Source organism: Syntrophales bacterium, assembly GCA_026417625.1.
Classification (GTDB): domain Bacteria; phylum Desulfobacterota; class Syntrophia; order Syntrophales; family UBA8958; genus JAOACW01.
Genome location: JAOACW010000009.1, coordinates 34,737 through 53,156, shown reverse-complemented (window position 1 = coordinate 53,156; position 18,420 = coordinate 34,737). Strand labels below are relative to the sequence as shown.

Annotated in this window: 13 protein-coding genes; 6 read left to right on the top strand and 7 right to left on the bottom strand. The window is 44.0% G+C overall.

The genetic code is table 11. From position 1 onward, the window contains the following. Positions 1 to 6 precede the first annotated feature (6 nt). The 4 genes from N2317_07005 to N2317_06990 are packed head-to-tail and all read right to left on the bottom strand — an operon-like array spanning position 7 to position 4,830. Entirely contained in the window at positions 7 to 885 is an 879-nt protein-coding gene (locus tag N2317_07005; GenBank protein MCX7817241.1) for a branched-chain amino acid ABC transporter permease, read from the bottom strand. Positions 886 to 888: 3 nt separating this feature from the next. Beyond that, a complete protein-coding gene (locus tag N2317_07000; protein ID MCX7817240.1) occupies positions 889 to 2,823 on the bottom strand; it encodes an AMP-binding protein in 1,935 nt (644 codons plus the stop codon). After that, complete coding sequence (locus N2317_06995; GenBank protein ID MCX7817239.1) at positions 2,807 to 3,619, bottom strand: ABC transporter ATP-binding protein; 813 nt, start codon at positions 3,617 to 3,619, stop codon at positions 2,807 to 2,809. Before N2317_06995 ends, N2317_07000 begins: the two co-directional genes overlap by 17 nt. Continuing rightward, a complete protein-coding gene (locus N2317_06990; protein ID MCX7817238.1) occupies positions 3,616 to 4,830 on the bottom strand; it encodes an ABC transporter substrate-binding protein in 1,215 nt (404 codons plus the stop codon). Before N2317_06990 ends, N2317_06995 begins: the two co-directional genes overlap by 4 nt. 343 nt (positions 4,831 to 5,173) lie before the next feature. Between N2317_06990 and N2317_06985 the strand changes: the two genes are divergently transcribed. From N2317_06985 to N2317_06970, 4 genes are all read left to right on the top strand, one after another. Next, positions 5,174 to 7,633 carry a DNA internalization-related competence protein ComEC/Rec2 gene (locus tag N2317_06985; GenBank protein MCX7817237.1) on the top strand — a complete coding sequence of 820 codons (2,460 nt, stop codon included), beginning with the start codon at positions 5,174 to 5,176 and terminating at the stop codon, positions 7,631 to 7,633. A gap of 67 nt (positions 7,634 to 7,700) precedes the next feature. Beyond that, positions 7,701 to 8,969 carry a histidine--tRNA ligase gene (gene hisS / locus N2317_06980; GenBank protein ID MCX7817236.1) on the top strand — a complete coding sequence of 423 codons (1,269 nt, stop codon included), beginning with the start codon at positions 7,701 to 7,703 and terminating at the stop codon, positions 8,967 to 8,969. Then, positions 8,966 to 10,723 carry an aspartate--tRNA ligase gene (gene aspS / locus N2317_06975; protein MCX7817235.1) on the top strand — a complete coding sequence of 586 codons (1,758 nt, stop codon included), beginning with the start codon at positions 8,966 to 8,968 and terminating at the stop codon, positions 10,721 to 10,723. Before hisS ends, aspS begins: the two co-directional genes overlap by 4 nt. Positions 10,724 to 10,963: 240 nt before the next feature. Beyond that, positions 10,964 to 12,853 (top strand): histone-lysine N-methyltransferase, encoded by a 1,890-nt coding sequence (locus N2317_06970; GenBank protein MCX7817234.1) that lies wholly within the window; start codon positions 10,964 to 10,966, stop codon positions 12,851 to 12,853. Positions 12,854 to 12,870: 17 nt separating this feature from the next. Here the strand turns inward: N2317_06970 and N2317_06965 are convergent, their stop codons facing one another. Next, positions 12,871 to 14,817 (bottom strand): ATP-dependent helicase, encoded by a 1,947-nt coding sequence (locus tag N2317_06965; GenBank protein ID MCX7817233.1) that lies wholly within the window; start codon positions 14,815 to 14,817, stop codon positions 12,871 to 12,873. Position 14,818: 1 nt separating this feature from the next. Beyond that, a complete protein-coding gene (locus tag N2317_06960) occupies positions 14,819 to 15,466 on the bottom strand; it encodes an adenylate kinase (GenBank protein MCX7817232.1) in 648 nt (215 codons plus the stop codon). A 156-nt stretch (positions 15,467 to 15,622) separates the two neighbouring features. On the opposite strand from N2317_06960, the gene N2317_06955 reads away from it, so the two are divergent. Further along, positions 15,623 to 16,531, top strand: a complete 909-nt coding sequence (locus N2317_06955; protein MCX7817231.1) for an MBL fold metallo-hydrolase — start codon at positions 15,623 to 15,625, stop codon at positions 16,529 to 16,531. 8 nt (positions 16,532 to 16,539) lie between these two features. Here N2317_06955 and N2317_06950 read toward each other — a convergent pair whose 3' ends face one another. After that, positions 16,540 to 17,898: a sulfide-dependent adenosine diphosphate thiazole synthase gene (locus N2317_06950; protein MCX7817230.1), complete on the bottom strand. Its 1,359-nt coding sequence runs from the start codon at positions 17,896 to 17,898 to the stop codon at positions 16,540 to 16,542. 131 nt (positions 17,899 to 18,029) lie between these two features. Here N2317_06950 and N2317_06945 point away from each other — a divergent pair, with 131 nt between their 5' ends. Continuing rightward, positions 18,030 to 18,419: an acyl-CoA thioesterase gene (locus N2317_06945; GenBank protein ID MCX7817229.1), complete on the top strand. Its 390-nt coding sequence runs from the start codon at positions 18,030 to 18,032 to the stop codon at positions 18,417 to 18,419. The last annotated feature ends 1 nt before the right edge of the window (position 18,420 follow it).

Below are 18,420 nucleotides of genomic sequence, written 5' to 3'. Positions count from 1 at the left end.
TTATTTTTACACCCTCTCAATTTCTACTTCACCAAAGAGTCCGTATGGTTTCACCATAAGGATGAGTACTAAGACTACGTAAGGTACCACATCTTTAAGAGAAGGAGATACATAACCGCCAGTCATGGATTCGAGAAGACCGATTATTATGCCACCAATTATGGCACCTCCAATGCTTTCCAGCCCGCCTAGTATGACAACGGGAAAGACCTTCAACCCAATGGCACTCAGTTCATGGACGTTAACGCCGTTTATAATTCCAAGGACTATGCCGCTCATTCCAGCGACAAGCGCCGCAATGGCCCAGGAAAGGGCAAAGACCCTTCTTACGTTAACCCCAAGGGATAAAGCGGCTTTTTGATTGTCTGCGACCGACCGCATATAGATACCTTGGGAGGAAAATTTAAAGAACAAACCGAAGAGCGCTAAGAAAACTATACCCACAATGAACACCATAGAGTAAACAGGTGGTATATTCACCGAACCAAGGGATAGGCCCAGCCAATTAGGTAGAAAATCGGAGTACGTGTAGAGATTACCGCCCCACAAAAGAAGAATTAAACCTTTGAAAATAGCTGCAAGACCCACGGTAAGCATGATGACAAATATCAGGGGTTCTCCTATGAGGGGACGCAAAAAAATGCGTTCAATCACAAACCCCAGGACGAAGCATCCAACAAGTGTTACTAGAAAGGTTAACCCTATTGACAACTTACCCCAAGTAGTGAGAGCAAGAAACAGGTAAGCACCAAAGGCGAGAAGTTCCCCATGGGCAAAATTGAGGACACTAGATGATTTAAATATCATCACGAATCCCATCGCAGAAAGTCCGTACAACAAACCGAGACTTAAACCATTGATCACAAGCTGGAGTAGAAAATCCATCGTTTATCTCCCCTCTGAAGTGTCTACGTCAATAATCCTCACCGTGGTACTTACCTCACCTACCCTTCCGTCCCGATAGCGGATCTTTCCGGTGAACTTTACCTTTTCCGTTCCTGGGCGATACATTGCCTCTATTAGGTCTATGTAAACACCGTAGATGAAACGTCTCCTCACTTTGCCAGTACGGGTCAACTCTTCATCATCGGCGTCCAAAAGTTTGAAGAGGAGTATGAACTTTTTAATACGCATGACCTCTGGCAACTGATTATTAATTGACTTTACCTCTGCTTTTATCAACTCTTCCACCTCTTCTCGCTGCGTGAGATCCATATATGTGGTAAATGGTATAAGACGTTCTTCAGCCCAGTTTCCAACATTCTCCATATCTATATTTATTAGGGCTGTTATGTACGGTCTTCCCTCCCCAAAGACAACCGCTTCTTTTATGTAAGGACTGAATTTTAAACGGGTTTCTATAAAATCAGGCGAAAACGCATTCCCCCTTTTATCCCTAATAATGTCCTCTTTTCTTCCGATTATTATGAGATGGCCGTTCTGATCTATGTAGCCCGCATCACCTGTGCGCAAAAAACCGTCCTCTGTAAAAGCTGCCTCTGTTGCCCTGTAATCTTTGTAGTATCCTGCAAAGAGCGTGTCACTTTTAACTTGAACTTCCTGCTCGGGTGATAGGCGAACGGTTACTCCCGGTAGTGGTTTGCCAACAGTTTCCAGTTTTACCTCGTTGTCAGGTTGAACCTGGAATATTCCCCCACCTTCTGTGAGACCGTAACACTGTTTTAGATTAAGGCCGATGGCCTGGAAGAACTTGATTACGTCGGGACTTATAGGGTGTCCTCCTGTAAGAGCTGCCCTCAAGCGAAGGCAACCTATGCGGTCAAGCAAAGGTTTGTAGATCACAAAAGACGAGAACCTGTGGAGAACTTTGTAATGAAGAGGGATATCGCTGCCGTTAAAGCGGTAATCTATAACCCTACGCCCTATAAGCTCTGCCCATGTGAAGAGTTTTCTCTTTATGTAACCGGCATCGCTCATTTTTACCCGGATTCTAGAGGCCATGTCTTCCCAGAATCGAGAGGAAGTGACTATGACGGCAGGCCCTATCTCTCTGAAATCCTCACTTATAGTTTCCGGCGTTTCTGGAAAATTCATGGTCATACCGCACACCAACGCCACACCTAACCCCCACATCTGATCCACTATCCAGGCCGGTGGTGACATGGAAAGCCAGTTTTCACCAGGTTCCAAGTTCAATGCTTCCTTCCATTTCCGCCCCATAGCGAGCAAGCCCCTATGAGTGAGCATTGCCTGTTTAGAAACACCTGTAGTACCCGACGTTTGAATCATTACCGCTATATCGTCTGCCTTTCCTCTTCTTACCTCTTTGTAGAATTCCTCAGGTGTCTCCGAGTCGGCTCTTTCCCCGATCTTCAATACTTCCCTGAAGGGTATAAACCAGGGATCCTGCCAATAATCCCTCATGCCCGTCGTATCCACTACAACAACTTTGCGGACATGAGGGGTTTTGTTCCTGATCTCTAGCATTTTATCTGCTTGTTCTTGATTCTGAACGACTACACAGGTTGCTTCTACTCTGTTCAAAGAAAAGCAGAGTTCCTCAGGGATGGAGGAGGTGAACAAATTGATGGTGGTACAACCTATTGATTGTGCCCCAATTTCTGTGAATAACCATTCGGGGATATTGTCTGTTACAATGGCTACAATATCCCCTCGGTTTACACCCAGTCTCTTCAAACCAAGCGCAGTTTTTTTTGTGTACTCCAGGTAATCCCGCCACGTATAGGTTTGCCAGATCCCATATGCCTTTTCTCGAATAGCATATACTTTGTCATCTAAGTGGTGAGCTTGATAGATTAGCATCTGCGGAATCGTGACGGGTGGTTTATCCAAGGTATGCACGGATCACCTCCTGATTATTTCTTACCTCTTCAGGAAGTCCTTCCGCTATTTTCTCACCGAAGTTGAGCACGGCAATACGATGGGAAATGCTCATGACTATGGACATGTCGTGTTCCACAAGGATAATTGTCTGTCCCCAGGCTTCGTTGATCTCTTTTATGAAACGGACCATGTCTTCTTTTTCCTCAAAGGTCATACCCGCAAAGGGTTCATCAAGAACGAGGAGTTTTGGTTCAAGTGCCAATGCCCTTCCCAGTTCCACTCTTTTCATCATACCGTATGGGAGGGAACCTACAGGTTTTTTGCGGATCGCCTGAATTTCTAGAAAATCTATGAGCTCCTCCAGGATGCGTCTGTGACTGACTTCCTCCTCGCGGACTGACCGGGAGAAGAGGAGGGCCTTTAGAAAAGGATAACGTGTGTGGATATGTCTTGCCAGCATCAGATTGGAAATGACCGAGATACGTGGGAAGAGCTCTATATTTTGAAAAGTTCTTCCTATACCCAACTTTACCAGTTTATGGGGGTTGAGCCCCGTAATATCCTTACCATTAAATACAATCCTTCCCTCCTGAGGTTTGTAGAAACCGGTGATGCAGTTCATAAGACTAGTTTTGCCTGCACCGTTTGGTCCTATCACGGCAAATATCTCGCCTGTATGGACCTCAATGCTTACGTTTATGAGCGCCCTTACACCACCAAATGATAGAGAGAGGTTCTGAACTGAAAGTTCAGCCTGCCGATCTTCCGGATTTCTATTCTTTAATATGCTTGGTTCTCCTCTGAAAGTTTTCATTTCTTCTTCAAAAGTTTTATCTTATCTTTGCCGGGTGTAAAGAATTCTGTAAGTGGAACAAATGTTCCGTCTTCGTTAACTTTAACGATGCGCGCCTTAAAGGATGCACTATGGTCATTTGGAGTATACGTAACTTTAGGCACTAACCCACCGAAATCCTCGTTTCTGAAATTCTCCATTGCTCTGTTGATGGTCTCTCTGGTTATGTCCTTGTACATCTCCAGCGCGCGCGTAAAAGCCCTCTCCATTATCATCGCTACTACAACACCTTCCCAGTAGGCTGCATCGAATGACTTGACGGTTCCATAGCGTTTCCATAACTGTTCCATTAATTTTATTCCCGGAGTGTTGTCCGAGGGTAATCCTCCAGGGAACTGAATAATCAGTCTATCCCTTATAAGCCCTTTGCCCATTTTGAAGAAATCGGGATCTGTTGATGTCCACGTCCCAAAAAACATGGGATTGTATTGGATTTTGTCGGCACTTTTGAATGCTGTTATAATGGCGGAAGGTAGCATCTGCATGAATACGTACTCCACACCATTATTTTTAAGACGGAGGAGTTCAGTAGTCAGGTCAACTGCCCGGGGAGGGAATTCTTCGACGGCCACTATATTCACTTTGATCTTTTTTGCGTACTCCAAACTGGGTTGGTGAATGGATCTACCATAGGCATTATTAAAGGTGAGCAAGCCTACCTTTGGAGGTTCACTACCCTTGTGGATGGCTTTTATATAATCCAGAATGGCGTAGCAATCCATCTTGTAGTGTCCAAAAGGTAAATACATGTAATCTATAGGTTTTTCCAGAAGTTCCCAGCTTGTTGAGAAGTTAATTGTGGGAATGCGGTACTCTTGGATAATGGGTTTTGCAGCCAATCCCTCGCCGGCTCCCCAGGTGGCAATCATGTGTACGTTGTCCTGTACGGCAAATTTTTTTACCGCGGCAATTGCTTCTGGCACCTTGTATGCTGTGTCAACAAGGATCATTTCGATTTTTCTCCCACCTACTCCATTTTTAACTTCGTTAACATATCGGAAGTAATCCTGTATACCTTTTGCATGGTATTGACCCCAGGTGGAGGCAGGACCAGTCAGATTTATTGCAGCTCCCACTTTAATGCTACCTGGTCCGGAAATGGCAGGTGACAGGTATCCTAAAATAATAACACACGCACATAGTAAAACTCCCACCCATTTTTTGCCTTTCATGTTGCACCCCCAAACTTTGAATGAATATGAAAAAAGGGCCGTGTTGAACCCCCGGCCCTTAAAAATTTTAGAGCCGTGGGGACTTATTGGTCTGCCCACGGCTCCTTTTTTCCTGCATAAACGGTCAAGAGCCTATCGGGCAGACCCTGACCCTAAAGCTAAAGAAAAAGCAAAAACCGAATAGATCTTTAAAATTTCTCACTTTTGTTTTCATGCGCGTCCTCAAATTATGGCAATTCTCATATTTCAAGTAAATCACTATGTCAAGATAAATTTTACGAATTGAAAATGTAGCTTTTGCGAAACAGAATATGTATATGCTGTTGCTTTAGGAGTTTGCCAGATGGAAACACCTCTTATATTTCCCCTAATTTCGCTTATAGGTGGAATCGTTTTATCGTTTAAGTCGCAAATCGAGTTTTCTGTTATAGTTGGTGCGCTTTTTGCCTCATTCCTTGTCATTTTGTTAAGTCGTTATTTGAATCGGCCGCTTCTTTCCCTACTTTCTGTTTTTGCTGGGTTTTTTTTCTTAGGACTGCTTACCTATCACCTCCACTTTTACAGCGAAGTACCGGCCAATCATGTAGTTAATTTCGTAAGTAATGAAAAGATTGCTCTGGAAGGTGTTGTAAGTGAAATCCCTTTATTCACCTCCGAAAGAACAGAATTCGTGCTCAGTGCCAGTTATATTTACAACCAAAATGGTCAGCCCATGCCCGTTCAGGGAAAAGTCTTCGCTGTGGGCCCACCAAATATGTCCGTGGATTACGGTCATTACGTGCATCTGAAGACCCGTCTTAGAAAGCCGACAAACTTTGAAAACCCAGGGCGTTTCGATTACGCAAAGTTTCTGTTTCACCGGGGGATAACTGTTCGTTGCACGTTAAATAGGGAAACGGATTATGTTGTTATCCGAAAGGTAAACACCAGTCGCTTTATGGGGCTTCTTTCCGAAGCTAGGAGAAATTTAAGAGAACTCATAAATCAGAGAGTGAGGCCGCCAAACTCTGCCATTATCCAGGCTCTCATCCTTGGAGATACAAAGGAAATTCCCCCGCAAATAAGAGATAAGTTTAATGCCACAGGGGTGTCCCACATCCTTGCCATATCAGGTTTCCACGTAGGAATTGTTACCATAGTATCATTTTATCTGTTTCGTAGTCTGCTCAGTATATCCCCGTATCTCCTGTTGCGTTTTGATGTGAAGAAAATCTCTTTGACGTTTGCTATGCTTCCCGTTGTTGTGTACACTGCTATTGCCGGTGCTAAAGTCACCGTTATCCGGGCATCTTTAATGATAATCCTCTTCATTCTTGCTGCATTTCTGGGAAGGCTAAGAGACATTTACAATGTTCTTTTTATGGCTGCTCTTATCATTCTGCTTGTGGCACCGCATTCACTTTTTGAATCATCTTTTCAGCTCTCCTTCGTGGCTGTGTTATCCATTGTATATCTGACAAACCGCATAATGGCATTCATTCCCATTCCTACGCAAAATAGTGAATCTCCCAGGGTCGTCCAAAGAATGGTACATTCCGGGCGAACCTTTCTTTCCGTAACGATTGCTGCTACACTGGGAACGATGCCTCTTTTACTCTATCACTTCCAGAGACTTCCCCTTGTGGGTATACCTGCAAATTTAGTTGTTGTTCCCATCCTGGGTCTCATCACAGTTCCTCTGTGTTTGTTTGTTCTTTTTACGTATCCCTTTTCCACCTCCTTAGCTTCCATCTTTCTTGATCTTGCGGCATGGTTTGTGGATAAATCACTGTTACTTGTCGATTTTTTTAGCGCACTGCCATCTGCTTCCCTCTTCATTCCGCCGCCTAAATTGGTGGATGTAATTCTTCTGTACATAGTGATAATCGGTTTCACTAAAACAATGGATCTTTACAAAGAGGGAAACACCTCAAAAATGCGGTGTAGATTTGCGCTTTTATTGACTATTCTTTTTATTGCAATCTTTGTTTTCCACTATACGAATCCTCTTTTAAAAACAAACAGGAATGGTTCTCTCCGTATAACTGTTCTAGATGTAGGGCAGGGAAACTCAGTTTTAATTACCACACCAGAAGGCAAACACATTCTGCTTGACGGTGGAGGATACCATAAAAGTCACTTCGACATAGGGAGGTCTGTTGTTGTGCCTTACTTGCTCCACAGTGGGATTACAAGTCTTGACGTCGTTGCCCTTAGCCATCCTCATCCCGATCACTATGGGGGACTTTTATACGTTGTGGAAAATTTTCCTGTAAAAGAATTCTGGTACAACGGTGATGAAGTTGACGACGAGATGTTTCACATTCTGAAGACAACAGTTGTAAAGAAAAAGCTTTACGTTCGAATATTGAAAGAGCAAAGAACATTTTTTGAATTTGGTGGTATTTCCATTAGGGTGCTAAACCCTTCTGCAGACTCTGATGAAGGAACAATCAATGATCGAGCATTGGTTTTTCAACTGTTGTTCAAGGATTGCTCTGTTTTTCTTCCGTCGGACATATCTCAGGAAGTTGAGAAAAGGATAGTTTATGAACATCCAGATATCAGGGCATCTGTGCTTGTGGTTTCCCATCACGGCAGTCATCATGCCACGTCTGATGAACTGTTGAAGACTTTGAAGCCAAAAATAGCGATCATTTCTACGGGCAGAGATAATCCTTTCGGTTTCCCTCACGTTGAAACTCTCACACGTCTTGCCGAAAGAGGAGTAAGGGTGTTAAGAACTGATTTACATGGAGCTGTAACAATTACTTCCGATGGTTCAGGTGTAGATGTGGAAACTTACAAGAAAGAAGTAGAGTGAATCACTTTATGTTGCGTTAAAATGCATAATATGTTAACCGGTTCTGCTATTCCAGGAGTAAGTAACGGTGAACATAAAGGCGGTAAAAGGTTTTAAGGATATTTTACCTCAGGATTCCCCTAAGTGGCGATTTGTAGAAGAAAAGGCTAGAGAGATTTTTTCTCATTTCGGGTTCCGGGAAATAAGGGTGCCCGTATTAGAGAAAACGGAGCTTTTTCGTAGGAGTATTGGAGAATCCACGGATATTGTGGAAAAGGAGATGTACACGTTTCTTGATAAGAGTGATGAGTATCTTTCCTTAAGACCTGAAGCGACAGCTTCTATCATAAGGGCATTCATCGAGCATCACCTGTATACAGTTGATCCTATTGCAAAACTGTACACCATAGGTCCTATGTTTCGTCGGGAACGTCCACAGAAAGGCAGATTACGTCAGTTTCATCAAATTGATGTGGAAATCTTGGGTTACAACGATCCCAGGATCGATGCAGAGCTGATTCTCATGCTTGTTCAGTTTCTGAAAGATGTGGGACTGCGGGACTATCAAATAGAGGTCAATTCCCTGGGTTGCTCAAGCTGTCGTCCTATTTTTAGAGAGGCAATTGTAGATTATCTTAATAAAAGGGAATGGGATCTCTGTCAGGACTGTCAGCGTCGCCTCTATGTTAATCCATTGAGGGTTTTTGATTGTAAGGTGCCTTCCTGCGGGGAAATAGTGAATTTCGCACCTTCAATAAAAGACTATCTATGCGAAAGTTGCAACAGTCACTTCGCTGTTTTCTGTGAATCCCTTGCACGTTTTGCAATACCTTATCAAGTTAATGCAAAGATGGTCAGAGGACTTGATTACTACACCCGAACAGCATTTGAGATTACTACAACTGCCCTTGGTGCCCAGAATGCAGTGGCTGGTGGCGGACGCTACGATGGGCTTGTTAAATCCCTGGGTGGACCCGACATTCCAGGGATAGGGTTTGCGGTAGGTATGGAAAGGCTCCTCGAAATAATTCCTAATCCACCGGAGCTTCGGGAAGAAAACCCGTTTCTCTTTATTGCTGCTCTGGGTGAACTTGCCCAGTCTTTGGCCTATCATCTGTGTAACACCTTGCGTATAAATGGAATACCTGTGGAAATGAATTACTGTGAAAGGAGTTTGAAGAGTCAGCTTAAAAGAGCAGATAAGCTCCGTTGTCCTTATACTTTGATAATCGGGGAGAGCGAGATACAGGAAAATAAAGCAATTCTTAGGGATATGAGAAGTAGCGAGCAGGTTTTAATTTGCCTTAATGATGTCTTTGAGAAAATCCAGTGGCTTTATAGAGAGGGAAAAAGGTGAAAAGAACACATTACTGTGGTGAACTAACGGTTAGCGATATAGGTAGGGAAGTTATCCTTATGGGATGGGTACACAGGAGGAGGGATCATGGCGGGGTTATCTTTGTGGATCTTCGTGATAGAAGCGGGATCGTCCAGATTGTATTCAACCCGGAATTCAATCCCGAACCTCACAGAGAGGCCCACCGTATTAGAAATGAATATGTAATATCCATTAAGGGAGTGGTCAGACGCCGTCCCGAGGGAATGGAAAACTTCGAGCTCAAAACGGGAGAAATTGAGGTTTTTGCAGATAAGCTCAACATTTTAAGTGAAGCTCGGACACCTCCATTCGTGATCGATGGAGCGACGGAGATTTCTGAAAATATCCGTTTGAAATACCGTTATCTTGATTTGAGACGACCCTCTGTTCAGAGAAATATCATATTGAGAAGTCATGCTGCTGCTGTCACAAGGGAGTACTTCTACAATGCTGGATTTATAGAGGTAGAAACACCATTTCTCACTAAAAGCACACCGGAAGGTGCGCGGGACTACCTTGTGCCCAGTAGGATCTATCCTGGGTCATTCTATGCCCTACCTCAATCACCCCAACTTTTTAAGCAGTTGCTTATGATCGCTGGTTTTGATCGGTATTTCCAGATAGTGCGGTGTTTCCGTGATGAAGACTTGAGGGCAGATCGTCAACCTGAGTTTACACAGGTTGATGTGGAGATGTCGTTTGCAGAAGAGGATGACATAATAGCTACAATAGAAAGCTATATGGCAGATTTGTTCGGGAAATGTCTGGACCGTGAATTGAAAATTCCTTTTCCCCGCTTGACTTACCAGGAAGCGATATCTCGTTATGGAAAGGATAATCCGGATCTTCGTTTTGGTTTGGAGATGGTGGATCTGACCGATATTCTGGCAAATACGGCCTTTAATGCCTTCCGTGAGGTAATTGCCGCAGGTGGTGTCGTAAAAGCCATTAAGTTAAGCGATGCAAGAACAGTGTCTAGAAAGGATCTGGATGAATTTCGCGACTACGCAGCGAATTACGGCGCAAAAGGCCTTGCTTGGGCCCGCATACAGAAAGACAGTTGGGTATCTCCAATTGCCAAGTTTCTATCCCCACAGGAGATGGCAGGCATCGAATCGTGTGTAGGGGCTAAGGAAGGAGATGTACTACTCTTTGTAGCTGATGCACCATCAGTTGTGCACGAATCTTTGGGGAATCTCCGTATTTACATTGCTCAAAGAATGAATCTCATAAGTCCCGATGAATTTGCCTTCGCCTGGATTACCGACTTCCCTCTTTTTGAATACAGCGAAACAGAAAAACGGCTTGTCTCGGTCCATCATCCGTTCACAGCACCAAAGACAGAAGATCTCGGAATCCTGGATGACGCTCCCGACCGTGTTAGAGCCAGAGCTTACGATCTTGTTCTGAATGGCGCGGAAATAGGCGGGGGAAGTATCAGGATTCACAATCCCAAGTTGCAGAAGAAAATTTTTGATGTGCTCAATTTGAGTTCGGAGGAAGTACAAATTAAATTTGGCTTCTTTCTCGAAGCATTGGAATACGGCGCTCCACCTCATGGCGGGATAGCGCTTGGTTTCGACAGACTGGTTATGATGATGGCGGGTGCAGAAACGATAAGAGAGGTTATAGCCTTCCCGAAAACTCAGAAGGCAGCGTGCCCCCTAACAGAAGCACCATCCCGCGTAAGTGTGGAACAGTTGCTTGAACTTTCCTTGAAGGTTGTGCAGTAATTTTTATTGACAAGAGAGGAAAAAAAAAGTAATAAAACTAGCAAATTTTTAAGACAAAGTATGTGTTCGTTCAAACACTTTTGTTTAGAAGTTCCAGAAAGAATCCAGCGTGGCGGGGAACCGAAACCCTGCCTCCCATGTGGTGCACCTCAATTCCCTAGATAGTAATGCCCGTACAAAATAAAGTCTGAGAAGGGCGCATGAAATCTCAGGCGCCTTTTTTTTAGATAGGAGGAAAGAATGGCAAAGTGGAGTCAAAAGAAAAAGGTACTTGAGCATGAACACACAAAATTCTGGCAATACGAATTGAAGGATGTTCTGGAGCCTAATCTTCAGAAAGAAATATTTCCCTACCATGAGGTGGCGCGCATAGATTTTGATAATCGTATCATCGCCATCGATCCTGCGGATGAGATATTCATCACCGATACCACCTTCCGAGATGGTCAACAGTCTAGACCACCGTACACCGTTAAACAAATAGTTGATCTTTATACTTTTTTGCACAAGCTTGGAGGCGAAAAGGGTGTCATAAGGCAGACGGAGTTTTTCCTTTACAGCGCGAAAGATCGTGAAGCGGTGGAAAACTGTCTCGCCCTTGGTTACAGGTATCCTGAGATTACTGGCTGGATCAGAGCAAAAAAAGAAGATGTTCCTCTTGTAGTTGCGGCTGGACTCAAGGAGACAGGGATTCTAACTTCTGTCTCTGATTACCACATTTTTTTGAAATTAAACAAAACGCGAAAACAGGTTGTGGAAGAATACCTCGAGGTTGTTCGAACCCTACTTGAAGCGGGTATTGTTCCTCGTTGTCATTTTGAAGATGTCACGAGAGCTGATATTTATGGTTTCTGTATTCCTTTTGCCATTGAATTGATGAAACTCAGAGAGGAATCTGGAATAGATATCAAGATAAGACTATGCGATACCCTAGGTTTTGGTGTAACTTACCCCGGGGCAAGTTTGCCACGTAGCGTGGATAAGCTTGTAAGAGCTTTCATTGATGAGGCGGGAGTACCGGGCCATTTACTGGAATGGCATGGCCACAATGACTTTCATAAAGCTCTCATAAACGCGACGACAGCTTGGCTTTACGGGTGCGCCGCCGCAAATGGAACACTGCTTGGTATTGGAGAGCGCACGGGCAATCCACCCCTTGAGGGGCTGATAATGGAGTATATTGCCCTTAAAGGTTCGCATGATGGTATCGATACCACTGTTATAACTGATATTGCCCGTTATTACGAAAAGGAAGTGGGTTATCGCATACCGCCGAATTTCCCGTTTGTAGGTGCCGAGTTTAATCTGACAAAAGCAGGTATACACGTAGATGGAATTTTGAAGAACGAAGAGATTTATAACATCTTTGACACGAAGAAACTGCTCAAACGACCTATTGTTCCTATGGTAACGGACAAATCTGGCAAGGCAGGAATTGCCTTTTGGATAAACACGCACTTGGGGCTTTCTGGCGAAAATGCAGTTGATAAGAGACATCCCGGTGTATCAAAGATCCACAAGAGGATAATGGAGGAATACGAAAAAGGCAGGGTAACCAGTATATCTAACGAAGAGATGGAAAGACTGGTTCGAACGTACATTCCTGAACTTTTCATGTCCGAACTCGATCGGATCAAACATCGCGCCGCCGAGGCGGCCATTGCTGTGGTCAAGCAGGTTATTGAGCATCCCGTGATGAAAACAATGAAGCCTGAGCTCCAGGAACCCATCATGCAGAAATGTATTGAGGAGAATCCTTCCATACAGTTTGCCTACGTTGTGGACATGAACGGTAAGAAGATAACGAGGAACATCACGAACATAGCGGATAGGTCTAAATACGAGAATTACGGTGTGGGCACGGATCAGTCAGATCGCGAATGGTTCATCGTCCCCTTACGTACCGGTAAGGTTCACGTTACTAACTTTTACATATCTCGAATGACGGGCGCTTTATGTTTTACGGTTTCCGCACCCATAATTGATGATAACGACGAGATGGTGGGGATCTTCGGGGTGGATATCAAGTTTGAAGATTGGGTTAAACGTGTGGAGGATATGGAGGAAGCTACTAAGATCGCCCTTAGAGCAGAATACGAAAGCAGCATGAAACCCCATGGAGTTATGTAACTAAATGTGTCGATCAATCACTTTACATGCCAGATTTGGAAAGGATTTTCATCGGGACTTGCGGATACGATTTCTTTTATAAACCTTGAGATCCGCATAGGTTCCCTGCCACCTCCACGAGAATTCCTCACAGCGGGGAAGCATATAAACAATGAATCCCTGGCTCTTGTTATGGCGACATAGAATAGCCGCCGTTCCTCTTCTTCGCCGCCTGGATCCAGTAGTGCACGGCCGTATGGTAACATTCCTTCCGCGCACCATAAGATAAAAACAACCTGCCATTCTAGCCCTTTGGCCTGGTGTATTGTACTGAGGATGATACGGCCTTCTAAACGGCTCTTTTCATCATCTCCTGCTTCTGATTTGCTTGTCTGCAGAGCCACCTCCGCTAGAAATTCTTCGAGAGATTTGGATTTTTCCGCGAACAAAATCAATTCAATAATGTCTTCAATTCGTTCCTGGGCATTGGCAAATGTGTTTCGTATGTACTCCTCATAACCACTCTTAAGAAGGGCGTCAATCATAGGAGTGGGAAGTTTTTCTGGTGAGGCTTTTAACATTCCCTGAAGCACACGTTGACATGAAGAAACACTTTCTCTTGCCCCTTTGGAGACGATTTTAAGTAGATCCTCCCCGAAGAAAGCCTCCACAGGATCCTCACTTTCAGATATGTATCTCCAGATCTTGTCTACCGTAGATTTACCTATACCCTCATACATCCCGAGAATCCTGTTCCATGCCATTTCATCTCTGCTGTTGGACAGAACCCTTAAATAGGCTACTATATCTTTCACATGAGCCTGTTCGAAGAAACGTAAGCCTGATCGGAGGTCGTAAAGTATACCTCTCCTTGTAAGCTCCATTTGTACTTCTACCGATTGAAAATGAGCTCTGTAAAGAATAGCTATCTGATGTGGAGGTATTGCTGCGGCCAGGCAATCCTCAACTTTTTTAGCGACGAATCGGGCTTGATCCTCGTCGTTACGAAGGAATACAAGAAGAGGGACTGAACCATTTTCCCTTACTGGCACCAGTCTCTTATGAAACTGATTGATGTTTTTACGTATACTTAGATTTGCCACCTGGAGTATCTCCGGGGTGCTACGGTAATTCGTTTCTAGGCGAAATATTCTACTGTCCGGGTGACGTTGCGGAAAAGTGAGAATATTTGTGTAATTCGCACCTCGAAAGGCGTATATACTTTGAGCGTCATCTCCGACAACCATAAGGTTTCTGTGATATGAACCCAAATAGTCCGTGATTTCCCCCTGGAGGTAATTCGTGTCCTGATACTCATCCACAAGAACGTGTAGGAAACGTTCTCTGTAATATTCACCTATATGTGGAAAATCCCGCATGAGAAGCCACCAATTGAGAAGCAGATCGTCAAAATCCATTACGTTCAACTCTTTTTTACGTTTTTTGTACCTCTCGTAGATTGCTTCAATTTCTTCGATGTACTTTGCAAAAAAGGGGTATCTTTCCTCAATAACACGGTGGAGTTGTGTTCCAGTGTTAACAGAAAAACTGATAATCTCAAAAAGAACATCCTTCTTGGGAAATCGAGCATCCTTTTTATTAACAACCTCTGTAATGCACTGTCCTAAAAGTCCCACCGCATCTTCTGCATCGAGGATTGTGTAATTTTTGTCGTATCCAAGAAGATCGGCCTGTTTCCTCAAAATGCGATTTCCGAGGTGATGAAAAGTTCCACCCCAGAAAACATTCACGTCGCATTGTATGAGGTTAGCCACTCTGGTTAACATAGAACGGGCTGCCTTATTTGTAAAAGTAACAAGCATAACTCGGCTGGGATGTATCCCCTGCTCCAGTAACCGTGCAACCCTGTAGGTCAACGTCCTCGTTTTGCCGCTTCCCGCACCGGCAAGGACTAAAAGAGGACCGCCTTCAGCCATTACAACAGCCAGTTGTTCTCTGTTAAGTTCACGTTCGTAATCAATCATACTATGGTCTAAAAATTCTCTTTATCTCCTCTACTGTTTCTTTGCTGCTTAATGAGGTAATTGTTATTAAAAGTCCTTCTTTTTTATAAAACTCGATCAATGGCTCCGTCTTGACTCTATAGATTTCCAAACGATGATTGATTGCTTCTTCCGTTTCATCCTCGCGCTGGACTGTGGGACTACCACATTTTTTGCAGGTTCCGTCAGGATTTGGGGGGTTGCTTTTGATATTGTAGATCTCCTGGCAGTTGGGATTGGAACACGTTCTTCTCGTGGTTAAACGATCTATTATTACCTCTCTCGGGACTTCCAGGTTAACCACCATGTCCAGTTTCATGTTCAGTCGATTTAACATTTCCTTAAGAGCTTCTGCTTGAGACACAGTTCTAGGAAAACCATCAAGGATAAATCCCTTTTGAATGTCATCCTTCATAAGTCGCTCTTCCATGATGCCGATGATTATTTCATCAGGCACGAGGTCTCCCCTTTCCATGTAAGATCGTGCCTTCTGTCCGAGGGGAGTGTTTTCTTTGACTGCTGCCCTCAGAATATCCCCCGTGGATACTTGCAAAGATCCGTCAAATTCGGACAGAAGTTTGGCTACCGTTCCTTTACCTGCGCCAGGTGCGCCTAACAACACGATTCTCATACTTACAAGTCCTCCTGCTTTTTTTGGTTAGAAGGGGAACACATATAGGACAAAGTCTTTTTACGGTCAAGAAATTGCAAAGCTCCTTGACTTCTGGGCGTTGACCTTTTAAAGGGACTTTATCGTAAGTATTGATTCTCACGGAAGTGGAAAGTGATGGATAACTTACCAAGGGAGATGCACTTTGGGCCGCTTTGGTTCATCCCGGGTGAGAAAGGTGGGAGATACCCTTTCTCGCATTCGTTGTTTTTAGAGGTAGGAGATGGAGGTATAATTGTAGATCCTGCTTCTCATATGGAACGTCTTCAGGAGCTGCGTAAGAATAAAATACACGCGGTCTGGCTCAGTCACTGGCATGAAGATCACTTTACCTATCTTGATCTTTTCAACAACGTTCCCATTTTTATATCAAAAGATGATTATCCACCCCTAACAGATATAGATGTTTTCCTCGACTGGTACGGTTTAGAAGGAGAATACCGTTCGTATTGGCACACGTTAGTGATGGAAAAGTTCCACTACCGTCCGAGGGAAATGGCAGGTTTCCTGGAGGGTGACTCTGTTTTGGATCTTGGGTCGCTAAAGGTAAAAATTATCCACTGCCCTGGACACACACCTGGTCACCTGGCTTTCTATTTCCCAGCACTAGAGATTGCCTTTATAGGTGACTATGATCTTACCCCCTTTGGCCCGTGGTATGGTGATAGGTTCTCTAGTATTGAAGACACGTTAAGGAGCATAGAACTTCTCAGGTCTCTGAAAGCCAAGATATACATCACAGGTCATGAGACTGGTGTGTTTTTTCAGCCTGACGAGGAGGTTTGGGAACGATACAGAAATGTGATCTTCCAACGAGAAACGCGGCTAATGGAGTTTCTTCAGGAACCACGGACAATAAAAGAGATTGTAAACGCTTGCTTCGTGTATGGCAAACCACGGGAACCAAAAGGTTTCTTTGAGTTCGGTGAATGGGCCATTATGTCGAAGCACCTAGAAAAACTTATAAGGGAGGAAAAGGCAGTCAAACTGCCTGATGATCGTTATATACTTTTATCCCGCTGTTAGATCGCTCACTAAAATTCATCTTTTAGAATAAGTTCTGCTACCTTCTTTCCAGATAGCAACATCCCTCCGAATATGGGTCCCATACGTGGCCCTCCGAAGGCCGCGTTTGCGGACATCCCTGCTACGTACACACCGGGGCATATGCGTTTTGTATTTTCCAAAGTTAGTAGCTCAGCTTTGTGAGACCACATTGAACGTTCTCCCATTATTTTTCCCGTGGGAGTTTCCAGGGTAATATCCGCTTTTCTTTCTATTACCCTCAGGACTTCTGTATCATGGCCTGTGGCGTCGATTACACATTTGGCCATTATGGTGAGAGGATCTACATGAAGTCCCGTCATTTCAACTGGGGACCAAGTGATGACCAGTCCTATTACCCTGTTGTCTCTAATTACCACGTCTTCGACTGTTATACAGTTGAAGATTTTAACACCTGATTTCATGGCGCAAGAGCATATGGTTGTTACTGCTTCAATGGCATCGGCCGTATAGTAACCATCTCCGTATGGTTCAGTTGATACCCCAAAGAGATCCAGTAAACCCTTCGCTTCTTCTTGAACCACTATTTCATTAAACATCATTCCACCACCCCACATGCCACCGCCTATGGACAATTTCCGCTCAAATATCGCCACCTTACGTCCACCTTTAGCCAGGAAATAAGAAGCGACGAGTCCTGCAGGACCACCACCTACAACAGCAACGTCCACCTCCGTGTGATTCAGGAATTTATGCATGTACCTCTCAACAATAGCCCTTGTTATTTCCAATTCTTTTAGTTCCCTTTTTTCTTTCATTTGATCAGTTATCCTCCTCTCTATTCCAGCTATACGCATAATCTTGTCGACAACGTCCTGTGGATCCCTACCGATCACTCTTATCATAGGTTCCTTACCCACACTACCTCGATCAAATATTATATCAGGGACAAACCCACATTCGCGAATGGCATAATCCACTCCCCATTCTAATGTTGCACCTTCTTTCGCTTTTACATCATCAGGTTCCAGCGTACGATCAAACTCGGCTATACTGAGTCCCTTTTCTTGGCAGCGTTTTAGAATTTCTTCATCAAAACGTATGTTCATTGCCGATCTATATTGACTATCATGCCTCATCACGGTAAGTACAATGTTAGCTACGTGACTTGACGCTCCGAACTGAGGATCAGAGACAACCTTTATCCTATCCCCTATTCTGACTATTCGCCCTGGGAACGCCGCCACCTCTTCCAAGGATTGAGCATTGGGCAGGGCGAAGGCCAGGTTGGAACACACCTCTGGGATCAAATAACCGGGGCAACTATCCTCGAGAACTGAGCCTGCCTCTTTTAACCTGCTAAGGTACTCTTTTTTTCTAGGTTCCATGGAATTTTATTGTTTTTTAATGTATCTTTACAACCATCAAAAGTCAAGTACGTCAATTTATTGTTTTACCTGATGCGACTTCATCCGGTATTAGAGGTGACAAATTTGACTACAAATGTTAAATACAAAACATGTTCAAAAGGAAAATTCACCCCCGTATATCGGAGACCAATCTAACAGGACATATAAGCCACAGTGCTATCCCAGTTTGGTTGGAAGAAGGTTATGAAGAGATACTGATGCTTTTCCCTCAACACCACAATAACCCGTCCCTGGTAATGGTGAACATAAATATCGATTTCTTAAGAGAGCTCTTTTTCGGTAAAGATGTAGAGCTTATTACGGGCGTTGAAAAGATTGGCAACACTAGTTTAACCTTAAAACAGTTGCTCTTCCAGGATGAAGCGCTTTGTGTTGTTAGCAATACAACTTTTGTCCATCTTGATCAGGTTTCTAGAAAACCTTCTCCTATCCCCGAGCCCATAAGGAAAATCTTAAGCGAGCATCTTTACAAGGAATGAG